Source organism: Paenibacillus sp. VCA1 (genome assembly GCF_031583795.1).
Taxonomy (GTDB): Bacteria; Bacillota; Bacilli; order Paenibacillales; family Paenibacillaceae; genus Paenibacillus_AQ; species Paenibacillus_AQ albilobatus.
Map to the genome: position 1 here is coordinate 253,119 of NZ_JAVLSX010000001.1, position 26,166 is coordinate 279,284.

Genomic DNA, 26,166 nt, shown 5'->3' on the forward strand with positions numbered 1-26,166 from the left:
GAGGAGGGGGATTCAAGAGGTGCGCTGGACAAACGAACGGGATTGGAAGGATCGGCAAGCGGCGGCAAGGGAGGAAGGCCGGGCGGAGCTTGCCGGAGGCAGCGGAGCAAAAGGCGGAACCGGGCGGCATGGCCGCCCGCTCCGGCTGTGGTATGCCGCGCCGGCGGCCCGATGGGAAGAAGCGCTGCCGATCGGCAACGGACGGCTCGGCGCAATGGTGTACGGTTCGACTGGGCTCGAAACGATCCGCCTGAACGAAGATTCACTGTGGTATGGCGGGCCTTTGCGGGCGGCTAACCCGGATGCCCGGCCGTATCTGGACGAAATCCGCGGCCTGCTGCGGGACGGCAGGCAGGCGGAGGCGGAGCATCTCGCCCGCATGGCGATGACCGCCTCTCCCAAATACGAGCAACCTTATCAGCCGCTTGGCGATTTGATGCTGAAGCCTTTGAATGGCGCCGCTCAGGTTGAAGACTATGAGCGGGAACTGGATCTGGAGCGTGCCGTCGTCAACGTAACCTATCATGCGGACGGCGTCAATTGCCGCCGGCAGTATTTCGTCAGCGAACCGGACGGGGTGCTGGTCATCCGTCTGACGGCCGACCGCCCCGGCGCGTTGACCTTTGCCGTGAATTTGATGCGCCGCCCTTTCGACGGCGGCTGCCGGGCGCTCCCAGACGGCACGGTCGTCATGAACGGAGAATGCGGGGCGGACGGCGTTCGTTTCAGAGCCGCGTTCCGCGCCGTCCATGAAGGGGGGACGGTGCGGAACATCGGGGATTTTTTATCCGTGGAAGGCTCGTCCTCGGTGACGCTACTGCTGGCCGCGCAGACGTCCTTCCGCGTGGACGATCCGGAGGCTGTCTGCCTTGAGCAGCTTCAGCGGGCGTCGGAACGTCCTTTCGAGGAGCTGTTCCAGCGCCATGTAACGGAATACCGGCAAAGGTTCGACCGGTTCGAGCTGTCGTTGACGCCGGGCGGCGACCCTATGGAACGGCTCCCGACCGATCAGCGGCTGCTTCGGCTGAAAGAGGCGGAGAAGGCCTCCGGCAGCGAACCGCCGGAACAAGCGAAAGCATCCGCCGATCCCGGTCTCATGGCCCTCTACGTGCAGTACGGCCGTTACCTGCTGTTATCCTGTTCGCGCCCGGGTTCTTTGGCCGCAAACTTGCAGGGCATTTGGAACGACAGCTTTACTCCGCCCTGGGAGTCGAAATATACGATCAACATCAATACACAGATGAATTATTGGCCCGCCGAAAGTTTAAACCTTGAGGAATGCCATGAGCCGTTGTTCGACCTGATTGAGCGGATGCAGCCCAACGGGAAAGCCACCGCCCGCGACATGTACGGGTGCCGCGGGTTCGTCGCCCATCACAATACCAACCTTTGGGCGGAAACCCGGCCCGAGGGCGTTCTCATGTCCTGCACCGTTTGGCCGATGGGCGCTGCTTGGCTCAGCCTCCATCTGTGGGAGCATTACCGCTACGGGATGGACGTATCGTTCCTGAAAAAGCGCGCCTTCCCCATCATGAAGGAGGCGGCTCTTTTCTTGCTCGATTACATGACGGAAGACGAGGAGGGCATGCTCGTGACCGGCCCGTCGGTATCGCCGGAGAACCGCTTCTTGCTTCCGAACGGTCAAAGCGGCAGCCTGTGCATGGGGCCGTCCATGGATTCGCAAATCGCGCTGACCTTGTTTGAAGCTTGCCGGGAGGCGGCGGACATCATCGGCCAGACCGATCAGCCGTCTTCCGATGCAGGGATGCGGGTCAGCGGCAAGACGGAAGGGGAAGCCGATTTCCTCGCGGAACTGGAGCGGGCCATCAAGCGAATACCGAAACCGTCAGTCGGGCGTCACGGGCAAATCATGGAGTGGAGCATCGATCACGAAGAGGCCGATCCCGGGCACCGTCATATCTCGCAGTTGTTTGCGCTCCATCCGGGCAAGCTGATCGATGCATTGGAAACCCCGGAGCTGGCGGAAGCGGCCCGGGCGACGCTGGCCCGCAGGCTGGCGTCCGGAGGCGGGCATACGGGCTGGAGCCGCGCCTGGATCGTCAACTTTTATGCGCGGCTGATGATGGGCGGCGAAGCGCACGGCCATTTGGAGAAGCTGCTGTCGCATTCCACGTACCCGAACATGCTGGACTGCCATCCGCCGTTTCAAATTGACGGCAATTTCGGCGGCGCTGCCGGGGTGGCCGAAATGCTGCTGCAATCCCATGCCGGGGAGCTGCGGCTGCTGCCGGCGCTGCCGCCGCAGTGGCCCGCGGGACATGTGCGCGGATTGCGTGCCAGAGGCGGCTGGAGCGTCGACCTGAACTGGAGGGATGGAGCGCTCGTGGAGGCCATCCTCCATCCGCAGCGCGGCGGAACCTGCCGGGTCTGGTCCTCCGTGCCGCTCCATGTGCAGGATCCGCATACCGAATGGCGCGAAGAGAGCGGCGGCGGAGAAACGCCGGGATACCGCTATCTCCTTGCGGCTGCCGAAGGAAAAAGCGTCATGCTCGTCTCCAAGCAGAACCGGCGGTAAATTCTTGCAGCGGCCGAAAGAAAATAATAAAACACAAGCCAGCCGACAAATCCCCATTCCGGCGCAAGGACCGCGAACGTTAAGATAATCACGAAGGCAAGGGGCCGTTCTCAATATGGGCCGGCCCGACCGAACCGATCGAACGGGAGAGCAGGCAAGTTTCGGCCGATCGGTTTGGATAACGCTTTCTTTTCCAGAACAAATCCGTGAACCGGCCACACCAAGCGGGCAACCCGGCTTTCCGAACCGGTTCAAAAGCGAAAAAGGAGCGATGGACATGTCAGGACAGGCGCCAACAGCCAGCCGGGCGGGCATCAAAACACGCAGCCGGTTCGCCAGGCAAATGAGCAATTTCCGCAAATACAAAGCGCTCTATTTGATAACGATTCCGGGCATTCTTTATTTTATCGTGTTTAAATATTTGCCGCTGATGGGCTCGGTCATGGCTTTTCAAAATTACAACATATTCAAAGGGTTTGCCGGCAGCCCGTGGGTGGGGCTGGATCAGTTTAAGCGGATGTTCACCTATACGGAGTTTTTGCGCATTTTGGAAAACACGGTGCTGATCGGCTTGTACGACATCATTTTTGCGTTTCCGGTGCCGATCATTCTTGCGCTGCTGCTTAACGAGCTGCGAAAGGTGCTGTACAAGCGCATTTTGCAGACGGTCGTTTATTTGCCCCATTTCCTGTCCTGGGTCATCATCGGCGGGATTATGATCGGGATTTTGTCGCCGACGACGGGGATCGTCAATCAGGTGCTGAACTTTTTCGGCTTTCAGTCGGTTTATTTTCTCGGGGAGGATTCCTACATCCGGAGCATTCTGGTCGGTACGGGGATTTGGAAGGACAGCGGTTGGGGGACGATCGTATATCTGGCTGCGCTTGCCAGCGTGAACCCCGAGCTGTATGAGGCGGCGCGGATGGACGGGGCGAACCGCTGGAGGCAGACGTTGTCCATCACCATCCCGGCGATTTTGCCGACGGTGACGATCATGTTCCTGTTGCATATCGGCAACTTCCTGGATTTTGGCTTCGAACGGGTTTTCGTTTTCGTCAATTCGCTGAACGAGCAAAAGGGCGACATTCTCGATACGTACATTTACCGGGTCGGCCTGATCGACCAGCAGTACAGCTACACGACGGCGATCGGCCTGTTCAAGTCCGTGGTCGGCCTGATGCTGATCATGATCGGCAACGCCCTCAGCAGGAAAGCAAGCGGAGAAGGACTTTACTAGGGAAAGGAGCATGGCGACAATGAACATCAAAGGACGCTGGTTCGACTGGTTCAACTCGATATTTTTGGCGCTCGTCGGCTGCCTCATGGTTTTTCCGCTGCTTCATGTGCTTGCCAAGTCGTTCAGCAGCAGCAAAGCGATCAACGCCGGCCTCGTAAAGCTGTTTCCGGTGGATTGGACTTTGGTCAACTATCAGGTCATCTTGTCCGACAGCTCGATCTGGAGGGCGTTTCTGGTCAGCGTCATCATCACGGTAGGGGGCACGGCCATCAACCTGATCCTGACGGCATCGCTGGCTTACCCGCTTTCCCGTCCGGAGTACACGATGCGAAAAGTGGTGCTGATCTTCATCCTGATCACGATGATTTTCCAGGCCCCGCTGATCCCGAACTATTTGATCATCAAAAATTTGCACCTGTTGAACACGTTATGGGCGCTCATTATTCCCTCGGCGATCAGCGCGTACAACCTGTTTATTATGAGATCCTTTTTCGTGGGGCTCCCCTCCGAGCTGATCGACAGCGCCAGAATCGACGGAGCCGGCGAGCTGCGGACGATGTGGAGCGTCATTTTGCCCCTGTCCAAGCCGGTGATGGCGACGATGGGATTGTTTTACGCCGTATCGCACTGGAACTCGTATTCCACGGCCCTGTATTACATCAACAACCGCGCCTTGTACCCGCTGCAAATGCGGCTGCGCGAAATCGTGCTGAGCAACGACCTCGGCCAGGCCGGCAGCCTGCTGGAAGGCTTCAACGAGGTGTCGCCCGCAGGCGTGCAAATGGCGGTCATCATCGTTTCGGTGCTGCCGATTATCATCGTCTACCCGTTCCTGCAAAAGTATTTCATTAAAGGGATGCTGATCGGGTCGATCAAAACCTAGGATTTCAAGGCCGAATGCGGCGTGATTTACCTTGAGGACCGTCATTGGAGCCTATGCTTATAAAGCGGGACGAGGAATCCTTGTCAGCCGCGCAAGTCTCCCTACTTTTCTTGTAAATGAATGCGGTTTCATATATACGAAATATGATAATATAGAGGTGCTCTACACCAACGCGAAAATCGACATCACGTCCTGTAGCGATACTCCGGATGAGAAAGAGGGGGAGGCCATGAAAAAATGGTTGTATTTGATCCTGACCATGATCGTGACGCTTGCAGGCTGTTCTTTTCCGGGAATGACCCATTCTCCGGGCACCTCCGAATCCTCCCCTGGGCAGGCGGCCGGCAGCGGCGCGTCTCCGGGGGCTTTATCGTTTTCCATCGTTCTTTCCACCGGCTCGAATCCTTATGCGGCCAAGTCGCCCGACATTCAGCAGGATAAATGGGTCAAACAATTGGAAGCGCTGACAAATACCGATCTCCGCATGACCATGATCCCGTTGAAGGACGTCGACAAACGGCTGCCGGTGCTGCTGACCGGCGATGATTTTCCGGATGTCGTCCAGACCGTCGGAGGAGCAAGCTCCGCGGCCATGGCCGGAACCGTCGAGGCCGGCTTGTTTATGCCTTTGGACGATTTGCTCCGTGAGTACGCGCCACGCCTGCTCGCCCGGATTCCGAAGGAAGCGTGGCAGGAAACGAGCTACCAGGGAAAAATCTACGGCATTCCGGCCTGGCTCGACAATCCGTCGCGGCGAGGCACGTACATCCGTACCGATTTGCTGAAAAAAACGGGGCTTCCGGCGCCGAAAACGGTGGACGAGTTTCTCAACGTGCTGCGCGCCTTCAAAAAGCTGGGCGTGGAAAATCCGTACCAAATGCGGGAGAACTTCAAGTACGCGGATGTCATTTTCGGCGCGTATGACGTGCTGGGATACCAGTTCGAGCTTAAAAACGGCGAGGTCGTGCCGAAGTTTTTCGACGAAAAACGCATGATGCAGGCGCTCTCCGTTTATAAGACGATGCTTGACGAAGGCCTGATTGCGAAAAATTTCGCTACCGTCAGCATCAGCGAATACAGCCGCAACATCAATAGCGGCCAAGCGGGGGTCTGGACGGCGAATGCCGCAGGACTGCTCGAGTTCCGGACGAAAGTAAAGGAATCGGTGCCCGAGGCCGAAGTGGACATCATTCCTTCTCCCGAGGGTCCCGGCGGCTCAAAAGGCTACGGGCTTTACAGCTCGGTCATCAACTCTTATTACATCAATAAAAATGTATCGAAGGAAAAGGCCATCGGCATCATGCGGTTTTTCGACTGGATGCTGAGCGACGAGGCCGAGCGTTTTTTTTCCTTCGGCATTCCCGGCGACACGTACACCATCGAAAACGGCAGCATCAAATACCGGTTTCCGCAAAACCGGGATGAGCAGGATGAGCAAGGTTTCCGCGAACTGCTGTGGCTGACCCATGATTTGACGATCAACCGCCAGCGGACGAAGCTGCTTCCCGGGGGCGGGGACGTGCTTCATGCGATCGATCGTACGCTTACGGACGAAGGGCTTGGCAATATCGTTTTTGTGCCCGACCTGGAAGCGTTCAGCGTCTATCCCGAGCTGGCGCCGAACAATCCGAACCAGCCGCCGCCGCTGATCGTCGACCATATGGTGAGGATGATTTACGGCAAAGAGCCGATATCCGATTGGCCCAAGGTGATTCGGGAGTACAGGGATCGCGGCGGGGACGCGATTATCCGCGAGGCGACGCAGCGCTATAAAGCGCATGAGGGCGTCTTGGTGCTGCCCACCCGCTAAAGGTCGTTTTAACGGACAGGCGCATAGCGCCGCAGCTTACTTTTCAAATCCGGCAAAGAAAAGGGGTTTTGGATCCATGCGTGTGCTGATTGTGGAAGATGAACCTGTCATTCAGAAAGGGCTTGTTAAAATGGTGCAGCGGTATCCCGCGTCGTTTTCGGCGATTTATACGGCAGACGACGGGGCGTCCGCCCTGGAAATGATCCAAAGCGTGGAGCCCCATCTGGTGCTGACCGATCTGAGGATGAAGCGGATGGACGGCCTGGAGCTGTGCGAGCGGATTCACCGGGAATATGCGCATGTGCAGGTCGCGGTCATTTCCGGCTACAACGATTTCGGATACGCCCAGCGGGCGATCGAATACGGCGTCAAACGGTACCTGCTCAAGCCGGTTACCCAGCAGGACGTGCACAACGCGCTTCGCGAAATCATCGCCGGCATGAACGAAAACATCGTTCCGCTGCAAAAATACGTGGAGTGGTCGGAAAAGCTGGAGCAAAGCATTTGGATGCTGCAAAAAGGCGACATGGACCGGCTGCTCGCGGAAAGCGGGCAGGAAGGTTTGTTTGCCGGACTGCATGCGCTCGGCATGAAATCGGTGCTGGAAGACTGCCTGCGCATGATCGCGGCAAAGCTGTCCCAGCGGGGCTGGAAGCCGCAAATCGGTTTGGACATAAAAGGCACGGACATCAGCAAAAAGGAAGCGTTCGAAGCTTTCGGAGCGGCGCTTGACCAAATGTACACCCAGCTGCAGCTGACGCGCAAAGGCAAATTCAAGGATCCGATCGAAGAGGCGAAGGCGTTTATCGACCTGCATCTGTCGGAGGAGGTGACGCTGGAGGAAGTCGCCAAGCGGGTTGGATTGACCCGGACCTATTTCAGCGCGCTTTTTAAAAAAATGACCGGCGAAACCTTCGTGCATTACCGCATCAAGAAACGGATCGAGGAAGCGCGCAAGCTGCTAGCCGTCCCGACGCTGACCATCACGGACATCGCGGTTCAGGTCGGTTACGAGGATTACCCCCATTTTACGAAGACGTTCAAAAATTTCGTCGGCATGTCGCCTTCGGAATACCGGTCGTCTTTTGGCATTGAGTGATGCGCATGATGAAAATTCGCTTGCGAGTCAGGCTGCTGATCGGTTTTTTGGTCGTCATTTTGCTGTCGCTTTCGACCGTCGGCATTGCCTTTTATACGATATCGGCGAGGCAGCTGTCCCAAAGCGCGGAAAATCAGATGACGCAAATCGTCAACAACGCCGTCCATCATACCAACCTGTATTTATCCTCCTACCAGCGCTCGATGGTGGCCCTGCTTTCCAACGTGAGCGTCAAAAAATATATCGATTTGCCCTCGGACCGCGAGGAATACGAAAATTACCGCTACCTGACGGACATCCGCGATTCCATTGTGGATCCGGTCTGGATCCGCAACCCGGAAATCAGCGCGCTGTATATCATCGGGTATAACGGCAATGCGCTGTATTATTTCAACGGCGGCACGGAACCGTCCCTCGGGCCCGAAGAAACGGCAAAGCAAATCGATTTTTTCAAAAAGCATACGGACCCGTCCGGGCGGCTGACGATCCTCAATCACAGCATTCAGGGCGAGGGTGCGCCGATGCTGACGTTGGTCCGCCGCATCCGCGGGCTCCGCTCCCCCGAGATGAAAGGGTTCGTCGGCATCGAGGTCAAGTCCGAAGAGCTGTCGACGCTTTGGAAAGGGATCGACCTCGGGACGGACAGTTATTTTTTTATCGTCGATAATGGGGGCCGGATTCAATACCATGCCGATCCGAAGAAAACCGGAAAGGTGCTCCCCGCAGGCTTGGCGGACCAAATCTCCCAAGCGGGGGTTGCGATGTTCCACAGCGCGGCGGAAGGCGAGAAGCGGGCTTATATCAGCCGCAAGGCCGATTATTCCGACTGGAATCTGGTCGTGTCCATTCCCGACAGTCAACTGGTAAAGCCGCTCGAAACGACGCGCACGCTTATCTTCATCGTGGCGGGAATCACGTTCCTGTGCGCGCTGTTTCTGGCGAACCGCTTCGGAAGGGCGATCACGAATCCGATCCGGCGGCTGATGAAAGGGATGAGCCAAACCGAAAAAGGGAATTGGGAGTTCATTCCCCTCCCGAAACGGCACGACGAAATTACGGAGCTGATCATCCGGTACAATCTGATGGTCAACCGGCTGTCGGAGCTGGTGGATATCGTGTATCAGTCCGAGCTGAAAAACAAGGAGATGCAGGCCGAACGGCAAAAGGCGGAATTCCAGTCGCTGCAGCTGCAAATCAATCCGCATTTTTTGTACAACACGCTGGAAACGGTCGTCTGTTACGCCGTCATTCAGGACTCGGAGGAAATTTCCGAAATCGTCGGGGCGCTTTCCTATATGCTGCATTATTCGGTGAGGACCCATCTGGAGGAAATTACGGTCGCCAACGAGCTGAAGCACGTTATGTTTTTTATGGTGATCATCAACCACCGCATCGGGCGGGCGTTCGAAATCGACTTGCGGGTCGCGCCCGATCTTTTGCTGAGGAAAATGGTCCGCTTAACGCTGCAGCCACTGGTGGAAAACGTGTTTCAGCATGCGTTCCGCGGCGGGATCGAAGACCATCATACGATTGCGATCGATGCGGGCGAGGAGGAGGACTGCTTTTGGGTCAGCGTCGAGGACAACGGCTGCGGCATGGCGCCGGAACGTCTTGAGGAGCTGCGCGCCAAGCTGCGCGAAAACCGGCTGGCCGACGGCGGCGGGGAAGGGCAGATCCATGGCAACATCGGCGTTGCCAACGTGCACCGGCGCATCCAGCTTGTATTCGGCGAGGAATACGGGCTTAGCGTGGAAAGCAGCCCGGGGCGCGGCACGAAAATGATCATGCGCATGCCGCGTACGGCGGCGGCCGCCCAGGAAAGGGACGCTGCTGCCGGAGAGGAAGCTTTGCTGCCTCCAAACCGGTCTGATGGGAACGCATGGCGGGTTGGATGATGGAATGAACGAAAGAAATGGACAGCCGGGAGACCGGCTGTTTTTTTGCATGGAAATGTTCAACGCTTCGCCGGTCACACTCACCCTAAAAAAACACACCACCAGCATAATCCGCCCCATGGGTGCGCCCCGGCTTTCGTTTTATCATGGGATAAGCAAGGAAAAGAATGCATGTCTCTACAGTAACGGAAAGGGGAAAAGTCTAATGAAGAAATGGATCAGCCTGGTTTTGGCATCGGCGCTTCTGACGGTTGGCGTCGCAGGTTGCGGCAAAAATAGCGGCTCGAACGCCGCAGACGCTTCCGACGAGTCCAAGCCGCTCAAATTTTCGATCTCCCTGACAACAAGTGGAAACAGTTATGCAGAAAGCTCAAAGGATATCAACAACGACAAATGGGTTAAGGAATTTGAAAAGAGGGCCAACATCGACCTAGACATCCAGATGATCCCGCTCAAGGATTTCGACTCGAAGATGTCGATCATGTTTGCGGGCGGAGATATCCCTGACGTGGTGCAAAACGTCGGCGGCGCGACGGACAAATCGATGTCGGGTTCCATTGAAGCCGGGGTGTTTATGCCTCTCGATGACCTGCTGAAGGAATACGCGCCGAATATTATGAAAGCGGTTCCGAAGGAAGCTTGGGACGAAGTCAGCTACAAAGGAAAAATCTACGGCGTACCGACGTGGCTGAGCAACCCTTCCCGCCGCGCGACGTTTATTCGGACCGACCTGCTCGAAAAAACGGGTCTTCCGGTTCCCAAAACGATGGATGATCTCTTGAACGTTCTGCGCGCATTCAAAAAACTGGGCGTGCCGGCGCCGTATCAAGCCCGCGAGAACTTTAAATACGCGGATATCGGCTTCGGAGCCTACGACGCGCTTGGTTACCAGTTCATGGAGAAGGACGGCGAGGTCGTTCCGAAGTTCTTTAATGCCGAGAACATGGAAAAAGCGCTCAACTTTTATAAAACGATGTATGACGAAGGCTTGATCCAGAAAGATTTTGCCACGATTCAGCCGCCGCAGTACACCGAGAACATCCAGGCGGGAAATGCGGGCGTTTGGACGGCGAATGCGGCCGGATTGCTCGATTTCCGCACCAAAATCCAGGAGGTTGTTCCGGACGCGAAGGTCGATATCATCCCGTCTCCTGAAGGAGACAACGGCTTGAAAGGCTACGGCCTATACAGCTCGGTCAACACCTCCCTGTATATCAACAGCAAGGTCAGCAAGGAAAAAGCGATCCGCATCATCAAGCTGTTCGACTGGATGCAGACGCCGGAGGCCGTGAAATTTTTCAGCTTCGGCATCGAGGGGGAAAACTACACCGAGAAAGACGGCAAGATCGATTATAAGATGCCGACGGATAAACAAGGCAATGACGAACAAGGCTTCCGTTCCATGCTCAGATGGGTAGGCGACGGAACGATCAACCGCGAGCGCACCGAGCTGCTTCCGGGCGGAACGGACGTGCTGAAGGCGCTGGACGAAACGCTGGCCCACGAAGGCATCGGCGGCATCGGCTTCGTGCCGGACCTGGAAACCTTCAGCCAATATCCGGATTTGGCATCCAAACGCCCCGACCAGGCGCCGAAGCTGATCATCGACCACATGGTGAAAATGATTTACGGCAAGGAGCCGATCTCCGATTGGCCGAAGGTCATCGAGGAATATAAGCAAAAAGGCGGCAATGAAATCATTAAGGAAGCGACCGAACGCTTCAAAAACAATGACGGCATATTGAATCAAGCCAGCCGCAAACAATAACAAACGCGGCAAGCGGTGAAAGGGGTGTGCAGCATGGATACGGGTTCCGCGGAAGCATGGAGGCTGAAGCTCCTTACCCCGTCTTCCTGGTGGGGGGCGAAATGGCGAGAAGCGCTTCCGGCCGGAAACGGCCGTCTCGGCGCGGCGGTATACGGAGGCGTTCATCAAGAGACCATCATGCTGACGCATGGCGACTTATGGTGGCAGAGCCGCACGCCGGAGCTGCCCGACGTCAGCGGCAGGCTTGCGGAAATGCGCCGGCTGATGCTGGCGGGCCGGGAGGCTGAGGCCGAGCCGATGCTGATTCAGGAGCTTCAAGACCTGGGATATGATCCGGTGATGGCCGTTCCGCTTCCGCTGGGGGATCTGACAATCCGTTATGAAGTCGGCGAAGGGTTTAAACATTATTCCCGCGAGCTGGATATGCAGACCGGCGAAATCACCGTTCGCTGGCAGGACAGGGGGGCCGCTTTCGAGCGGGCCCTGTTCGTATCCCGCTCCGATGACATGGTCGTGATGGAGCTGCGGGCGGAAGAGCCTTCGGCCGTAAAAGTCGGCTTATCGCTCGGACTGCATGATCCTGCCGATGTTAAACGTCCGCCGGGCCGGCCCGAAGCGCCGCTGCCGACGGACGCGGAGTCGGGGGCGGACGGCTCTTATGTATGGTACGCGGCCCGCAGCGATGACGGCAGCGATTTCGGGGCCGTGGCCCGTGTCATTCCGGCTGAGGAAAGCTTAATAGCCGATAAGGCAGAGGCGGTGGTCGAAGGCGCCGGGAAGGTGCTTGTTTTGCTGCGCATGTTCGTTTCCGGCAGCCGGGAGGCGGAATGGGCAAGGCTGAAAGCTGAGCTAGCGGCGGAGCAAAGAGGCTACCGGGAGCTGCTGGCCGCGCATGTCCGCGAACATCGCGAGCTGTTCGGCCGGATGACGCTTGATTTGCATGCGGCAGGCCGCGATCGTTCCAATGAAGAACTGCTGCTTGAAACCTATCAAGGCGAAGCGCCTCTAGCTTTACTGGAAAAAATGTGGGCTTACGGCAGGTACCTGCTCATTTCGAGCTCCCGCGAAGGCGGCAGCCCTTGCCATCTCTACGGCTTGTGGTGCGGCGAGTACCGGGGCTTTTGGGCGTTCAACATGGCCAATGAAAATTTGCAGATGATGTATTGGCAGACGCTGAGCGGCCGGATGCCGGAGCTGCTGCTGCCGGTGTTCGATTACATGGAGCGGCTGCTGGACGACTTCCGTTTGAACGCTCAACGTCTCTTTGGCTGCAGGGGGATTTTTATCCCGGCGCCGACGGCCCCGGATTCGGGGCTCATCAAAACGCTCGCGCCGCATATCGTTCATTGGACGGGTGCGGCGGGCTGGGTCGCCCAGCATTATTACGATTATTATCTTTATACGGGGGAACGGGAGTTCCTTAGAAATCGGGCGCTGCCGTTTTTAAGGGAAGTCGCTTTGTTTTATGAAGACTTTTTTGTGGTCGGGGAGGACGGCAGGCTGCTCAGCTGCCCGTCCAATTCGCCGGAGAACAAACCCGGCAACGGGGCCGGCGGTCCGAAAGGGACGACGGTGAACGCAACGATGGATTTTGCCATCGCCAAAGAGGTGCTGGGCCGTTTGGTGGCCGGGGCCGAAAGCGAGGGACTGTACCCGGGGGAAATTGCGGCGTGGAAAGAACTGCTGCGGCGGATTCCGGATTACCAGGTCAATGAAGACGGCGCGATCCGGGAATGGATGCACCCTGCATACGATGACGAATACCATCACCGCCATCAGTCGCATCTTTACCCGGTGTTTCCGGGCAAGGAGGTTACGAAGGAGAATGCCCCCGCTTTGTTTGAGGCGTTTTGGACGGCTGTCCGGAAAAGGCTGGTCGTCGGGATCAAAGAGCAGACCGGCTGGTCGCTTGCCCATATGGCAAATCTGTACGCCCGCCTGGGCGAGGGGGATTTGGCGCTGGAATGCCTCAATTTGCTGAGCCGCTCGTCGGTGATCAACAACTTTTTTACGCTTCATAACGACTGGCGGCATATGGGGATCGGGCTCTCCATGGATTGGGCTCCGGTGCAGCTGGATGCCAATATGGGCTGGACGGCGGCGGTGCAGGAAATGCTGTTGTATTCCGAGCCCGGGCGGCTGAAGATTCTTCCGGCGCTGCCTTCAAAATGGCGAAGGGGACGCGTGCAGGGGCTGCTGGCCTGCGGCGGAATTGAGGTCGATATCGATTGGGACCTGGAGCGAAAGATGCTGGTGGTAAAGCTGCTATCGGCAAAGGCCGATCAACACGTGACGATAGATTTGCCCGAGGGATGTGAGGCAGCGGAGGACGATACGATACGGCAGGAATCGGTGAAAATGGAGGCTCCTTCGGGCCCGAAGCAGAAACCGGAGGTTCGGTCGCTGCTTAAAGCCGGCAAGGCGGTCATCCTTACAGCCGCATTTGGGACGCCTGTCGGTTGAAACGGGCCGAATTGCATTCATTTGCCGGTCTAAGGCAAGGGCGTCGCGGGTGCGGGACGGAGTGCGCCACCGGTAGCGGCCACGGCTGCCGCAATCCATCGTGGAAGGACGTTAAGGACGAAAAGATAAAGCAAGCAGGCAACCAAAGGAGGGTTTCGGATGAAAGAGGCATCTTTGCTGGACGACATCATGGCGATGGACGTCATCGATACGCATACCCATCTGGTGGGAGACCGTTTATGCGCGGAGGACTTTTGGGAAATCGCCGACTATTTCTGGCTGAACCGCGAGCTTCAGACCGCAGGTTATCCGCCCGGGGCGGGAGCTTTGCCGGAGGGAAAGCGGATTGAGGCTTTCCTGAAGGCCTACCATGCTTCGCGCAACACGCTGATGAACATCGCGTTCACCACGATTTTGAAGGACTTGTACGAGGTGGAGCTGACGGGCGAGGCATCGGTCCGGGAAGCGGATGCGCGGATCAAGGCAAACCGTAAAGGTCCCGGCTGGGCGCAAAACGTGGCGGATCGGCTGCATGTGCGCCGTTTTGCCGTCAATCATCCGCAGCATGCCTCCTTTGAAGGAATGGAGCAGGATGCGCTGCTGTTTCCGCGGATCGACGGCTGGCTGCCAAAGCGGGTCGGACAAATATTGCAGTCGGATCGGCGGGAAGAAGCGTTTGAGCTGGCGAAGGAACAGGTTCGCAAACAGTTGGGCGAATATCAGGAGATGGGCTGCCCCGGCATCATGACCACGCTCCCGGAATTTGAGGCGGCGGCGCATGAATCGTACCGAATCAGCGAAGACAGCCGGTCCGACGAGGTGCTGTTTATGCTTTTGCACGAAGTGTGCGCAGAGCTTGAGCGCCGCGGCATGTTTTTGCAGCTGTTTCTCGGCGTGGAGCGCAGATGGGGCAGCACTTCCGCGGCTCCGGTAAATGATCCGCTCCGCGTCGTCCGGTTGTACGGATTTTTTGAAAAATACTCCATACCGATTGAGCTGGTCACCGCCGCGGAGTTGAGCAACCTGGACGTCGTGCAGGCGGCATGGAATTTCCCGAATGTTCACGTCGGCGGGATGTGGTGGTATAACTTTCGGGCAAGCACTTATACGAAAAGCATGCAGTATCGGCTCGAAGCGCTGGCTCCCGCCAAAAGCTCGCTGATCGTATCCGATGCCCGCTGCATCGAATGGACGTACGGAAAGATTCATCTCGTGAAGCGGCTGTTGGCGGGATTTTTGGATGAACAGGTAGCCAAGGGATGGATGGACCGCGAATTTGCGCTTTACTGCGCGGCGGAATGGCTGCATGGGAGTGCGGCCAGGCGTTACGGCCTGAAGGGGCGGGAGGGAGCATGATGGATTTTTCGCTTATGGATCGGATGCTGCCCGCGCCGCTTAACGGCGGCTTTCGGATGGACGGCTGGTGGGTATGGTGCGGATCGGTCGTACGCGGCGAGGACGGGCGCTATCATATGTTTGCTTCCCGATGGCCCGGCTGGCTGCCGATGCATCCGGGCTGGCTGCTCCGTTCGGAGGTCGTCAGAGCCGTATCGGATACGCCGGAGGGACCTTATCTTTATGCCGAAACGGTGCTTCCCGCCAGGGGCGCGGAGTATTGGGACGGGCGCAGCACGCATAATCCTCATATCATCCGACATGGCGGCAAATACTTTCTCTACTACATGGGGTCGACGCATCCGTTTGCGGAAGTGACGCCCGAAGAACCGATTGGACTGGACGACTGCCGCGCGATCGCGGCGAGAGCGAACAAACGGGTAGGCCTGGCCGTATCGGACAGCGTGTTCGGACCTTGGAAGCGGCTTGACGCTCCGATTTTGCCTGTGCGCCCCGGCAAGTTCGACAGCTACCTGACTTCGAATCCGGCTCCTTGCATCAGAGAGGACGGATCGGTGCTCCTGATTTATAAAGCGCGGAAATACGAAGGGCATACGTACGGCAATATGACGCTTGGCGCGGCGGTGGCGGATGGGCCGGAGGGACCTTACCGCGTCATCCGCGAGGAGCCGTTGTTTCCGCCTGAAGTGCATGTGGAAGACCCGTTCGTGTGGCGGACCGAAAGCGGGTATGCCATGATCGCCAAAGACATGGAAGGCCATCTTTGCGGCGAAAAGCACGGCGGCATTTTGGCCGTGTCGGACAACGGGACGGATTGGCGGCTAGCCGATGCTCCTAAAGCTTATTCGCGGGAAATCTTATGGGATGACGGACGGAAGCGGGTGATGGGCAGCTTCGAGCGGCCGTTCCTGCTCTTTCAGGACGGCAGGCCGACGCATTTGTTTGCGGCGACCGCCGACGGGCCGGGAGGTTTCCGTCATGCGCAGCAGACATGGAATATGGTGATACCGCTTGCGGCAGATCCGCCGGGCGGTCTGTAGGAGGGACAGCTGATGCAGCATACGGAATGGATTCAGGCGGCGCCGGGCGTATGGAAGACGACCATCGGCAGTCCGGAGGGGCTGACGCCGCTCACCTGCATGAACCGGAAGCCGAAAACGGAAGCGATGACCGAGATGCCGGATGTTTCGCTTCCGCTAGATTGGGAGGAAATCGCATTCACAGGGCTGAAAGCAGGCGGGAGCCTGCTGTCGTTTCCGCTCGACCAAAGCGAGGAGCTGTACGGCGCCGGCCTGCAGTTCATGCGGATGAATCAGCGCGGCCGTACCCGGTACCTGCGGGTGAACAGCGATCCCCGGCAGGATACGGGGGAGACGCATGCGCCCGTCCCTTTCCTGGTGAGCGGGCGGGGGTACGGCGTGCTGGTGGACACCGCGCGCGCCGTCACCTTGTATTGCGGGTCGACGCTGCGGCAGCGCGAAAGCGCCGCGTCCGAAGCCCGCGACCGCAATACGGATCGCGGCTGGAAAGCGACGCCGGTATCGGACCGGCTGGAAATCCGGCTCCCGCCGGAAGGGGCGGCGGTATATCTGTTTGCCGGTCCCGGCATGATGGATGCGGTGCGGCGCTACAACCTGTTCTGCGGCGGCGGCGTGCTGCCCCCGCGCTGGGGGCTGGGCTTCTGGCACCGCGTCCCGACGTTGTACCGGGATGAAGAGGTCGAGCGGGAGGCGATGGAATTTCGCGCAAGGGACATTCCTTGCGACGTCATCGGGCTGGAGCCGGGTTGGCATTCGGCAAGCTACCCGGTCACGTATGAATGGGATGCGGGCCGTTTTCCGGACCCGGCCGGATTCGTTTCCCGCATGCGGCAGGCCGGGTTCCGGCTCAATCTGTGGGAGCATCCCTACGTATCGCCGCGATCGGGATTGTACGGCTGGCTGAAGGCGCTGTCCGGCGATTATTCCGTCTGGGGCGGCCTCGCCCCAGACTATACGCTGGAAAACGCGCGGGAGCTGTACGCCGCCCAGCATGAACGGGAGCATGTCAGCCTCGGCATATCCGGCTACAAGCTGGACGAATGCGACGGCAGCGAACTAACCCGCAATTCATGGATGTTTCCGGCGCATGCCGCCTTTCCGTCCGGACATGACGGGGAGCAGATGCGGCAGCTGTACGGGTTGCTGCTGCAGGACATGACAAGCGGCATTTTCCGCAGAAATAACCGGCGCACTTACGGGCTGGCGCGGGCCTCCAACGCGGGCGCGTCCCCGCTTCCGTACGTGCTGTATTCGGATTTGTACGATCACAGGCAGTTCGTCAGAGCGCTGTGCAATGCATCGTTTTGCGGGCTGCTATGGAGTCCGGAGGTGCGCCGGACCGAAGGCACCGAAGATTGGGTGCGGCGGATGCAGACGGTTTGTTTCTCGCCTTTGGCGATGCTGAACGCCTGGGGGGACGGCGTGAAGCCGTGGAGCGATCCCGAAGCGGAGGCGACGATCCGCCATTATATCCGTTTGCGGATGCGCCTGCTGCCCTATCTATACACCGTGTTTGCCGAATACGAGGCGAAGGGAATCCCGCCGTTTCCGGCCATGCCGCTCGTATTGGACGAAGAAAAGCGAACGAAGAAGAGCGCGGCATCTGCCGCCGGAGAAAAGACGGACGGTGCAGCCGCAAACGACGGCTCCCCGAAAGGATCAAGCCGGGCTTTCGGTGTGCTCGACACTTCGGAGGGGGCCTACGGAACCCAGCTTAGGCGCGAATGGGATGACCAGTTTTGCATCGGGCGCGATCTGCTTGTCGCGCCGATGTTTGCGGGCGAAACCGGAAGGGATGTGCTGCTGCCGGAGGGCGTTTGGTATGAAGCCGAAACCGGCGTGCGCCGCGAAGGCGGGCGCGTCATTCGCGCGGAGTGCCCGCTGGAACGCCTGCCGCTTTTTGTGCGCGAGGGTGCGGTCATTCCGATGATGCCTGCCCTGGACCATGTGCCTGAAGGGGACATTCCGGTAGAGCTGATCCATTTTGGATCCGCACCGGGCGAAAGCCTGCTGTACGACGATGACGGAGAAACCTTTGATTACGAACGGACCGGCGGATGCTGGCGGAAGGTGACGGTGGCCAAAGCCGCGGACGGGAGCTTTTCCGGTACCGTGGAATCGGGAGGGCAGGGATGCCGTTACCGTATAACGGGCTGGCGGTTCGGGCAGACCTGCCTGCCGCCGGAATCAACCGAGCCTGCAATTTGAGGAGGAGTACACGATGAGTGAACAGACTTTACGGAAGAACGCTGCAAATACGCATCAACCTGCGGAAATTCCCGCTTCCGTCCACGCCTGGGCGGAAGGCGTGTGGGAACGGATTCGGGTAAAAATAGGTCGGACCAGCCGCCGCATCGGCGTCAGTTGCCCGCATGCCTCCGTAAACGGCGTATACGACGATATGCGCGTATCCTGGTGGACGGCCGGCTTCTGGCCGGGCATTTTATGGCAGCTGTCCGCGGACGGCGGACAACCGGAATTCAGAGACATCGCGGAGCGGTGCGAGGAACGTCTGGACGAACCGCTGCACGCGCTGGCGGTGCACCATGATTCAGGGTTTATCTGGCTGCTGTCCGCCGTGGCCGATTACCGCATCACGGGGAACGAGCGCTCCCGGCAGCGCGGGCTGATGGCGGCATCGCAGCTGGCGAGCCGCTTTAACCTGAAGGGCCGGTATATCCGGGCATGGCATGACGCGGAAAACGTCAACCGCGCAGGCTGGTCGATCATCGACACGATGATGAACCTGCCGCTATTGTACTGGGCGTCGGAAACGACGGGCGACCCGCGCTTTCGCCATATCGCCGCCGCGCATGCGGAAACGGTCCTCGAGCATTTCATGCGCCCGGACGGATCGAGCTATCACATTTTGCGCTTCGACGCCGAAACCGGGGAGCTGCTGGGCGCGGATGCCGGGCAGGGATATGCCGCGGATTCGGCCTGGGCGAGAGGCAGCGCCTGGACGGTATACGGGATGGCGCTTTCTTATAAGTACACCGGCAACGAAGCGTTTCTGACCGGCGCCAAGCGGGCCGCGCATTTCTTTTTGGCCAATCTGCCGGAGGATTACGTCCCGCATTGGGACTTCCGGGCGCCCCGGAACGACGACACCCCGCGCGACACCTCCGCCGGCGCCTGCGCCGCCTGCGGGCTGATCGAGCTCGCGGCGCATGTCCCCGCCGGGGAAGGCCAAACGTATTTGGACGCCGCCGGACGGCTTGTCCGTGCTTTGGATGAGCGTTACGGCGCTTGGGATCGTGAGGACGAGGAAGGTTTGATTTTGTCGGGCACCTCCAATCTGCCGGGCGGAGTGCATATCGATACGCCGCTCATTTACGGGGATTATTTCTTCGTGGAGGCCGTATCCAGGCTGCGCGGTTCCAAGCTCAGTTTTTGGTAACGGTTGTCCGAATCGGCTATTGAACACACGGGACATGGAAAGGGGATCTGGAGAACCATGGGGAATCAGACGGACATCAACAAAACGGGACACGAGCATCCATCGGCCGTCCGCGAGGAAAATCTTCTGGATGATCCTCTGCAGGCCGTGAACGACGGCGCGGACACCGGGGACGAGGCCCATGAGCGAAGGATCGCTTGGTGGCGCGAAGCCAGACTTGGCCTGTTCATTCATTGGGGGCCTTATGCGATGCCTGCCGGGGAGTGGAACGGAGAAGAAGTCGAGGCTTCTTACAGCGAGCATATTATGCTGCGCGCCCGCATTCCGGTGCGGGCCTACGAGGAAATGGCGGAGCAATTTAATCCGACCGCTTTCGATGCGGGAAGATGGGTGCGAACCGCCAAGCAGGCCGGGCTGAGATATATCATTTTTACCGCCAAACATCATGACGGGTTTGCGATGTACGACTCGAAAATCTCCGACTACTCCATCGTGAGGCATACCCCGTTCGGGCGGGACCCCTTGAGGGAATTGGCGGAAGCGTGCCGCGAGGAAGGGCTGGTTCTCGGCATTTATTATTCGCATGCCATGGATTGGCATGACCCGGACTCGCAGGGGAACACATGGGACTATCCCGGCAATATCGGCGCCTACGACGAGGTGGAGAGCTGGATTCACGATGATGACAAACGTTACCGGTTCGACCAATATCTTCACCGCAAATCGCTGCCGCAGGTGCGCGAGATGCTGACCGAATACGGCAAGGTCGGGCTGATGTGGTTCGACTGCGGCGGCAAGCTGACCCGGGAGCAGGGGGAATTGTTCCTAACCACCGTTCACGCCCTGCAGCAGGACTGCCTGGTGAACAGCCGCGTCTGGAAAAGCCCGCTCGGGGATTACGCCAACACCTCCGACAATCAGCTCGAAACGCGGACGATCCGCCGCGACTGGGAAAACATCATCACGCTGAACGATTCCTGGGGATATAAAAAATCGGACTCCAATTGGAAGCGGCCGGATGTTATCATTCGCCAGATTGTCGATGTGGTCAGCAAAAACGGCAACCTCGTCATCAATGTTGGACCAACGGCCACGGGCGAGTGGGACCCGGTCTCCGAGTCCATCCTGCTGGAGGTGGGACAGTGGCTGCGGGTGAACGGGGATGGCATTTACGGTGCGGGCGCGTCTCCGACTGCAAAACCGTCTTGGGGAAGATGCACCTTAAAAGGCCAAACGTTGTACCTGCACATCTACGATTGGCCGGTGGACGGGCAGCTGGTGGTGCCCGGGCTGCTCAGCCGGGTCGAACGGATCTATCCCCTCGCAGGAGGGGAGGATTTGGCTTTCCGGCGCCAGGGCGCACAGGATATCGTCGTATTTCTGGACGATAAGCCGCAGATTGCGGACGGAAAGCCGACCGTGCTGGCAGCCCTATGCGCGGAGGAGGTTCGGGGGAACCCCATCCGATTGCTGGCGGATGGCGCCGGAGCGCCGCGGATGTATGAGCTGGGGGTTTTTGAAAGCGAAATATCCGGCGCCACGCTCCGTTACGACACAGGCAAAAAGAACCGCGATAACTTGCTGGATTGGTCCGACCCGGCGGATTTTGCGTTCTGGAGCATACGCACTTCCAGTCCCTGCTCGTTTACGGCAGGTCTCGTTTACGGATGCGGCGGGGATGGAGGAGGTTCTTTCCGGCTAGAGGTTTCCCCTTCCGGTCAAACGCTCCGCCAAGAGGTCAGGCCGACCGGAGATCCGTATGATTTCCGCGAATTCGAAGCAGGCACGCTTCATTTTCCGGAAGCGGGCGAATACCGGATCGGGCTGCATGCCGAGCGAATCGAAGGCGCGTATTTGATGCAGCCGCGTCAACTGAGGTTAACGCCGGCGGCCAAATCCTTGATATAAGAAGAACAGCCCGCTGCCGGCTTTCCGGTCCGGGTTGTTTCTTTTTTTTCGAGTTGACAGGCTGTGTCTTCGTGAGTAGTATTTATAAATAATACTATGAAATCAAAGAAAGGAGATCAGCCCATGATCGAGGAACTGCGAAGCATCGGCTTGTCCGATTTGGAGGCGAGAATTTATTTGGCCTTGCTGGAAGAGCCGGAGATTTCCGGATATGAAGTCGCTAAACGGGTATCCGTATCCCGCACCAACGTTTATGCCGCTTTGCGCGCGCTTACGGACAAAGGGGTATGCCGCACGATTGAGGCCGAGCCCGTTTTGTACGATGCCGTTCCGATCGCCCAGCTGATCCGCACGATGAAGACGCGTTTCGACCAAACCTCCAGGCTGCTGCTGCAGGAGCTGGATGCGCCTCCGAAAAAAGCGGCGTCCTTTTATTCCTGGAAGGGAGAGCAAGCGCTGCGGCAGGCTATGGAGAGGGTGATCGCCAACAGCGAGCACAGCATGATCGTGGATGTGTGGTCCGAAGATTTTCAAGCGATGGAAGAAGCGCTGCTGGATGCCGAAGGGCGGGGCGTTCGCGTGATCGTCATTACGATCGGCGAGGTTCAAACCCCTCTGAAGGAAGTCATCACTCATCTGCGGAGTGCGGATTGGGAAGAGCATATATCCAGGAAATTTTCCATTTTAGCCGACGGCAAGGCAGCGCTGATCGGAAGCTTTGGCAAAACCGTCAAATTGTCCGCGCTGGAAACGGACCATCCGTCGATCATCGAGCTTTTGAAAAACGGATTTTACCATGATTTGATCGGCGAGCGGATCGAACGGGACTTTGGTGCTGCATTGGAGGAAAACTACGGCAAGGATTACGAAAAGATCGTTTCCTCTTACCGGGAGCTGCTCACATAGGGTCGGCTCCGACTTTTTTGCGGATTTTATAGTAGTATTTATAAATACCATCAAAAAAACGAAGGAGATGCATTTTGATGATCCAAGTGAATGTCGAGGAAATTCGTGACGTTTTAACCCGCACCGGGCAGCTTCTTTTGCAAAAATACAACCGCGAGCAGCCGCCGCAAACCCGGGAGCTTCTGACCGAACGTTTCGTGGAAGCGAACGGCTGGGCCGAACGGGAGATTCGAAAGGCTTTGGAGTCCCGTTATCCCGGCGTGCGCTGGTCGGAAGCCGAGCTGGATGCCGGCAAACAGGCCGATCCCGAATTCGGCGGGGCCTATTGGGTGCTCGATCCAGTCGACGGCGCGGTGCATCTGCACCAAGGATTGGCGTTCTGGTCGACCTCCTTATGTCTGATCGAAGACGGCGCTCCCGTCTTTGCCGCTGTATATGATGCGAACCAGGACGAGTTTTTTCATGCGCTGCGGGGCCAAGGGGCTTTCCTGAACGGAGAGCGGATCGGGGTGGCGCGGAAAACGAACCTGTCGGATGCGCTGCTGCTGACGGCTCCGCCGAACAAAGTCGACATCGAACCGGAAAACGTCCGCTTCACCTCCTGGAGCCTCGGCAAGCTGCTTCCCGAATCGACGGCCGTGCGCATGCTGGGGTCCGTCGCGCTCCAAATGGCATATGTCGCCTGCGGCCGGATGGATGCTTATTGGGAATTCGGGCGTGAAATTTACGACTGGATGGCCGGTGCCTTGCTGATCGAGGAGGCTGGCGGAAGCGTGTCGGACGTGGACGGCAAGCCGTTTACATGGGGAACCGCGGGCATCATCGCCGGGCATGAACCGCTGCGGATTGGCATTCAACAGGTGCTGGTGGAGTAACAAAGCATCAAGGTTTTTTTCCAGCGGGCAGAACCCGCCGGGGACGTGAGCAGCGACGGTGGATGAAGAAGCGTTTTTTCGCATGAGGGCAGAGGACCGGGGCGTTAGCCCCGGGTTTTTTTTGGGAGATCATAGAATTTATAAGTTTTCAGCGAAGTTGACCAATTTTATGAACTAAGGAATAACCTCTGCTAAATGCGGTCTGTCTTCCGTGAAAGCATGTCGATATACGTTTTTCTAGAAACATGTCGAATCAGGACTTTCGATTCAATCTATTCTGGAACTATTTACAAATATTAGCATGGCATCTAAAATGAATATAGGCGCTAAAATTAAAGCGCTTTAACTTAAAGGAGGTGTTTGTACAGGCTTTTTTGATGTAACCGTTATTACTTTCCAACAAGATGCTGCCTAATGTCATCCGGCATAAAGGTTATGTCACGGATCCAAAAATCGACTTTAAAGGAGAGTAAGGAAAATGAGAAAAAACGGAAAGTTTTCGCTTCGCGGCAAAGCTGTTATGATGAGTTGTCTCGCTTTTCTCTTGATTCCCGCAAGTTTCGCTTTCGCATCTCCTAACAAGCCGTTTCCGCAGCATACGACATATACATCCGGTACGATCAAACCGAGCAACGTCACGCAAAGCGCGATGGACAGCGCCGTCCAATCGAAGTGGGACAGCTGGAAAGCGGCTTATTTGAAGCCGGCCGGAACCGGAAAATATTACGTGAAATACCAGTCCAACGGCGACACGGTGTCCGAGGCCCATGGCTACGGCATGCTGGCAACCGTGTTGATGGCCGGGTACGACAGCAATGCGCAGACCTATTTTGACGGACTTTATAAATATTACAAGGAACATCCAAGCGACAACAATCCGTATCTGATGGCGTGGAAACAAAACAGCAGCTTCCAGAACATCGAAGGCGCAGATTCAGCCACCGACGGCGACATGGATATCGCTTATTCGCTGCTCCTTGCGGACAAGCAGTGGGGAAGCAGCGGCAGCATCAACTATCTCCAGGCGGCCAAAAATATCATTGGCGCGATTATGCAAAGCGACGTCAACCAAACCCAATGGACCTTGCGTCTCGGCGATTGGGCGACGGACAGCAAATATAAAGACGCGACGCGCCCTTCGGATTTCATGCTGAACCATATGAAGGCTTTCCAGGCCGCAACCGGGGATTCGAGATGGAACAACGTCATCGATAAAACCTACACGATCATCAATTCGATTTACAACAACTACAGCTCGTCGACGGGCCTGCTTCCGGATTTCGTGGTGTTGTCCGGAGGAGCGTACAAGCCGGCTCCGGCAGACTTCCTGGAAGGCGCCAATGACGGGAACTACGAATACAATTCCTGCCGCACGCCATGGCGGATTACGACCGACTACCTGATGTCAGGGGATAACCGCGCGCTGAATCAGCTGAACCAAATGAACACCTGGATCAAAGGCAAAGCAAGCAGCAATCCAAGCAGCATCAAAGACGGTTATAAGCTGAACGGTAGCGTCGTCGGCTCCTACAACAGCGGCGCGTTTTACGCTCCTTTCGGCGTCAGCGCCATGACGTCCTCGGCCAACCAAAGCTGGCTGAACTCCGTATGGTCCAAAACGGCCGGAAGCTCGAACGAAGGCTACTATGAAGATAGCATCAAACTGTTTTCGATGATCGTGATGTCCGGCAACTGGTGGACGTATTAAGAATCTATCGAAGAGGAAACGATAGTTTAAAGGCCCGATCAGCTGTTGAAGCTCATCGGGCCTTTCTTCGCGTGGAGACTCGTATTTATTTCAAAGCTATCTTTTCCTTGCACGCAGATTTTGCCTTAATGCATGAGGTATTTCCAGATCAGCCAGCAGACCAGCACCGATATCCACGAAATGAAACCGAAGATCATGACGATTTTGTTTTCGCTCCATCCGTATTTCAGGCTGAAATGGAAGTGGATCGGGGTCATCCGGAACAGCCGCAGCTTCGTCCGTTTATAGTACCATACCTGCAAAATGACCGACAGCTGTTCCGCCAAATAGACGGAAAACAAAATCGGAATCAAAATTTCGACCTTCTCGATGACGGCCAGTACGGAGAGGGAACCGCCGATCGCCATCGACCCCGTATCGCCCATGAACGCCCTTGCCGGATAAATGTTGTAAAGAAAAAGTCCGAGCAGACAGCCGATCATGACAAGCGAAAAGGTCTGCACTTCAGGTTTGTCCGAAATCATGAAAAAGAAAAAATACGTCGGAACGGACACATTGATCAGCAGCCCATCCAGCCCGTCCGTAAAATTGATGGCATTCGCGGAACCGACCACAAACAGCAGTATGACCGCCACATACACGTATACCGGCAGGTGAAGCTCGTACCCTTGAAATAACGCGATGTCGCTCGTCAAGCCGAACGAATGAAGCAGCACATACAAAACGCCTCCCGTAAAAAGGAATTGAAGCACCAGCTTCGTCCGGCCGGAGATGCCGGAAGGGTCCTGCCAGAAGGCCTTTTTGAAATCATCCAGAAAACCGACCGAGCTGAACAGCAAAAACGTCACGCACAGCAGCAGCATGAGCGGCACCGGGTGGAACTGCAGCGAAGTCACTACCCCGATGAGCAGGATAAGCCCCGCCATCAGCGGCGTGCCGCGTTTGGCCTGATGGTCGGCGGGGAGCTCGGCGCGGATCGGCTGCGTCAGCCGCAGTCTGCGCAGCGCCCGGATCAACAGCGGCATCAGCGCCGCCACCAGCAGAAAGGACAGGCCGGAAACAGCCATAATTCCGTACATTGGATAAACTCCTTAATTGAAAAATATGGTGCCCCTATCATATAAATAATTCGGGCATGAAGACAAACATTCCTTTTATTAGGGAATTCTTAAAAAATCCCTTGCGAACCGGTCGGCCCCTCATATCAGACCCGTTTCTCTCCGTTTTTTCGTGGTACCTTTATTAAGCAGCGCCGTTTATCCACCTGTAGATGGATAAACGG

General features: G+C 57.4%; 17 protein-coding genes. 16 read left to right on the plus strand and 1 reads right to left on the minus strand.

Annotation, left to right across the window (positions count from 1 at the left end):
* Window positions 1-19 precede the first annotated feature (19 nt).
* The 16 genes from RJP21_RS01090 (at window position 20) to RJP21_RS01165 (ending at window position 24,884) form a co-directional block, all read left to right on the plus strand.
* Entirely contained in the window at window positions 20-2,536 is a 2,517-nt protein-coding gene (locus tag RJP21_RS01090; RefSeq protein ID WP_310857725.1) for a glycoside hydrolase family 95 protein, read from the plus strand.
* Window positions 2,537-2,879: 343 nt separating this feature from the next.
* The gene (locus tag RJP21_RS01095; protein ID WP_310858107.1) at window positions 2,880-3,773 is read left to right on the plus strand and encodes an ABC transporter permease; all 894 of its coding nucleotides are present in this window, start codon (window positions 2,880-2,882) and stop codon (window positions 3,771-3,773) included.
* A 19-nt stretch (window positions 3,774-3,792) separates the two neighbouring features.
* Window positions 3,793-4,656, plus strand: coding sequence for a carbohydrate ABC transporter permease (locus RJP21_RS01100; RefSeq protein WP_310857726.1), 864 nt, complete (start codon window positions 3,793-3,795; stop codon window positions 4,654-4,656).
* A 229-nt stretch (window positions 4,657-4,885) separates the two neighbouring features.
* Entirely contained in the window at window positions 4,886-6,466 is a 1,581-nt protein-coding gene (locus RJP21_RS01105) for an extracellular solute-binding protein (RefSeq protein ID WP_310857727.1), read from the plus strand.
* 76 nt (window positions 6,467-6,542) lie between these two features.
* Complete coding sequence (locus RJP21_RS01110; protein ID WP_160039416.1) at window positions 6,543-7,565, plus strand: response regulator transcription factor; 1,023 nt, start codon at window positions 6,543-6,545, stop codon at window positions 7,563-7,565.
* A 5-nt stretch (window positions 7,566-7,570) separates the two neighbouring features.
* Window positions 7,571-9,460, plus strand: coding sequence for a cache domain-containing sensor histidine kinase (locus RJP21_RS01115; RefSeq protein ID WP_310857728.1), 1,890 nt, complete (start codon window positions 7,571-7,573; stop codon window positions 9,458-9,460).
* A 205-nt stretch (window positions 9,461-9,665) separates the two neighbouring features.
* A complete protein-coding gene (locus RJP21_RS01120; protein WP_310857729.1) occupies window positions 9,666-11,228 on the plus strand; it encodes an extracellular solute-binding protein in 1,563 nt (520 codons plus the stop codon).
* 33 nt (window positions 11,229-11,261) lie between these two features.
* The gene (locus RJP21_RS01125; protein ID WP_310857730.1) at window positions 11,262-13,691 is read left to right on the plus strand and encodes a glycosyl hydrolase family 95 catalytic domain-containing protein; all 2,430 of its coding nucleotides are present in this window, start codon (window positions 11,262-11,264) and stop codon (window positions 13,689-13,691) included.
* A gap of 159 nt (window positions 13,692-13,850) precedes the next feature.
* Window positions 13,851-15,047, plus strand: coding sequence for a glucuronate isomerase (locus tag RJP21_RS01130; RefSeq protein ID WP_310857731.1), 1,197 nt, complete (start codon window positions 13,851-13,853; stop codon window positions 15,045-15,047).
* Window positions 15,044-16,087: a glycoside hydrolase family protein gene (locus tag RJP21_RS01135; protein ID WP_310857732.1), complete on the plus strand. Its 1,044-nt coding sequence runs from the start codon at window positions 15,044-15,046 to the stop codon at window positions 16,085-16,087. Before RJP21_RS01130 ends, RJP21_RS01135 begins: the two co-directional genes overlap by 4 nt.
* A gap of 12 nt (window positions 16,088-16,099) precedes the next feature.
* Window positions 16,100-18,295: a glycoside hydrolase family 31 protein gene (locus RJP21_RS01140; protein WP_310857733.1), complete on the plus strand. Its 2,196-nt coding sequence runs from the start codon at window positions 16,100-16,102 to the stop codon at window positions 18,293-18,295.
* A gap of 13 nt (window positions 18,296-18,308) precedes the next feature.
* Entirely contained in the window at window positions 18,309-19,487 is a 1,179-nt protein-coding gene (locus tag RJP21_RS01145; protein ID WP_310857734.1) for a glycoside hydrolase family 88 protein, read from the plus strand.
* 57 nt (window positions 19,488-19,544) lie between these two features.
* Window positions 19,545-21,395, plus strand: coding sequence for an alpha-L-fucosidase (locus RJP21_RS01150; protein ID WP_310857735.1), 1,851 nt, complete (start codon window positions 19,545-19,547; stop codon window positions 21,393-21,395).
* 123 nt (window positions 21,396-21,518) lie between these two features.
* Window positions 21,519-22,301, plus strand: coding sequence for a TrmB family transcriptional regulator (locus RJP21_RS01155; RefSeq protein ID WP_310857736.1), 783 nt, complete (start codon window positions 21,519-21,521; stop codon window positions 22,299-22,301).
* Window positions 22,302-22,378: 77 nt separating this feature from the next.
* The gene (locus RJP21_RS01160) at window positions 22,379-23,176 is read left to right on the plus strand and encodes an inositol monophosphatase family protein (RefSeq protein ID WP_310857737.1); all 798 of its coding nucleotides are present in this window, start codon (window positions 22,379-22,381) and stop codon (window positions 23,174-23,176) included.
* 478 nt (window positions 23,177-23,654) lie between these two features.
* Window positions 23,655-24,884: a family 8 glycosyl hydrolase gene (locus RJP21_RS01165; RefSeq protein ID WP_310857738.1), complete on the plus strand. Its 1,230-nt coding sequence runs from the start codon at window positions 23,655-23,657 to the stop codon at window positions 24,882-24,884.
* A gap of 125 nt (window positions 24,885-25,009) precedes the next feature.
* On the opposite strand, the gene mraY is transcribed toward RJP21_RS01165, so the two are convergent.
* Complete coding sequence (gene mraY, locus RJP21_RS01170; RefSeq protein ID WP_310857739.1) at window positions 25,010-25,963, minus strand: phospho-N-acetylmuramoyl-pentapeptide-transferase; 954 nt, start codon at window positions 25,961-25,963, stop codon at window positions 25,010-25,012.
* Window positions 25,964-26,166 lie beyond the last annotated feature (203 nt).

Bases quoted from the DNA above. Each gene is read 5' to 3' on its own strand.
- RJP21_RS01130 (WP_310857731.1), top strand. From the start codon at position 13,851: ATGAAAGAGGCATCTTTGCTGGACGACATCATGGCGATGGACGTCATC.
- RJP21_RS01165 (WP_310857738.1), top strand. From the start codon at position 23,655: ATGAGAAAAAACGGAAAGTTTTCGCTTCGCGGCAAAGCTGTTATGATG.
- RJP21_RS01160 (WP_310857737.1), top strand. From the start codon at position 22,379: ATGATCCAAGTGAATGTCGAGGAAATTCGTGACGTTTTAACCCGCACC.
- RJP21_RS01135 (WP_310857732.1), top strand. From the start codon at position 15,044: ATGATGGATTTTTCGCTTATGGATCGGATGCTGCCCGCGCCGCTTAAC.
- RJP21_RS01105 (WP_310857727.1), top strand. From the start codon at position 4,886: ATGAAAAAATGGTTGTATTTGATCCTGACCATGATCGTGACGCTTGCA.
- RJP21_RS01125 (WP_310857730.1), top strand. From the start codon at position 11,262: ATGGATACGGGTTCCGCGGAAGCATGGAGGCTGAAGCTCCTTACCCCG.
- RJP21_RS01120 (WP_310857729.1), top strand. From the start codon at position 9,666: ATGAAGAAATGGATCAGCCTGGTTTTGGCATCGGCGCTTCTGACGGTT.
- mraY (WP_310857739.1), bottom strand. From the start codon at position 25,963: ATGTACGGAATTATGGCTGTTTCCGGCCTGTCCTTTCTGCTGGTGGCG.
- RJP21_RS01095 (WP_310858107.1), top strand. From the start codon at position 2,880: ATGAGCAATTTCCGCAAATACAAAGCGCTCTATTTGATAACGATTCCG.
- RJP21_RS01145 (WP_310857734.1), top strand. From the start codon at position 18,309: ATGAGTGAACAGACTTTACGGAAGAACGCTGCAAATACGCATCAACCT.
- RJP21_RS01140 (WP_310857733.1), top strand. From the start codon at position 16,100: ATGCAGCATACGGAATGGATTCAGGCGGCGCCGGGCGTATGGAAGACG.
- RJP21_RS01100 (WP_310857726.1), top strand. From the start codon at position 3,793: ATGAACATCAAAGGACGCTGGTTCGACTGGTTCAACTCGATATTTTTG.
- RJP21_RS01110 (WP_160039416.1), top strand. From the start codon at position 6,543: ATGCGTGTGCTGATTGTGGAAGATGAACCTGTCATTCAGAAAGGGCTT.
- RJP21_RS01150 (WP_310857735.1), top strand. From the start codon at position 19,545: ATGGGGAATCAGACGGACATCAACAAAACGGGACACGAGCATCCATCG.
- RJP21_RS01115 (WP_310857728.1), top strand. From the start codon at position 7,571: ATGATGAAAATTCGCTTGCGAGTCAGGCTGCTGATCGGTTTTTTGGTC.
- RJP21_RS01155 (WP_310857736.1), top strand. From the start codon at position 21,519: ATGATCGAGGAACTGCGAAGCATCGGCTTGTCCGATTTGGAGGCGAGA.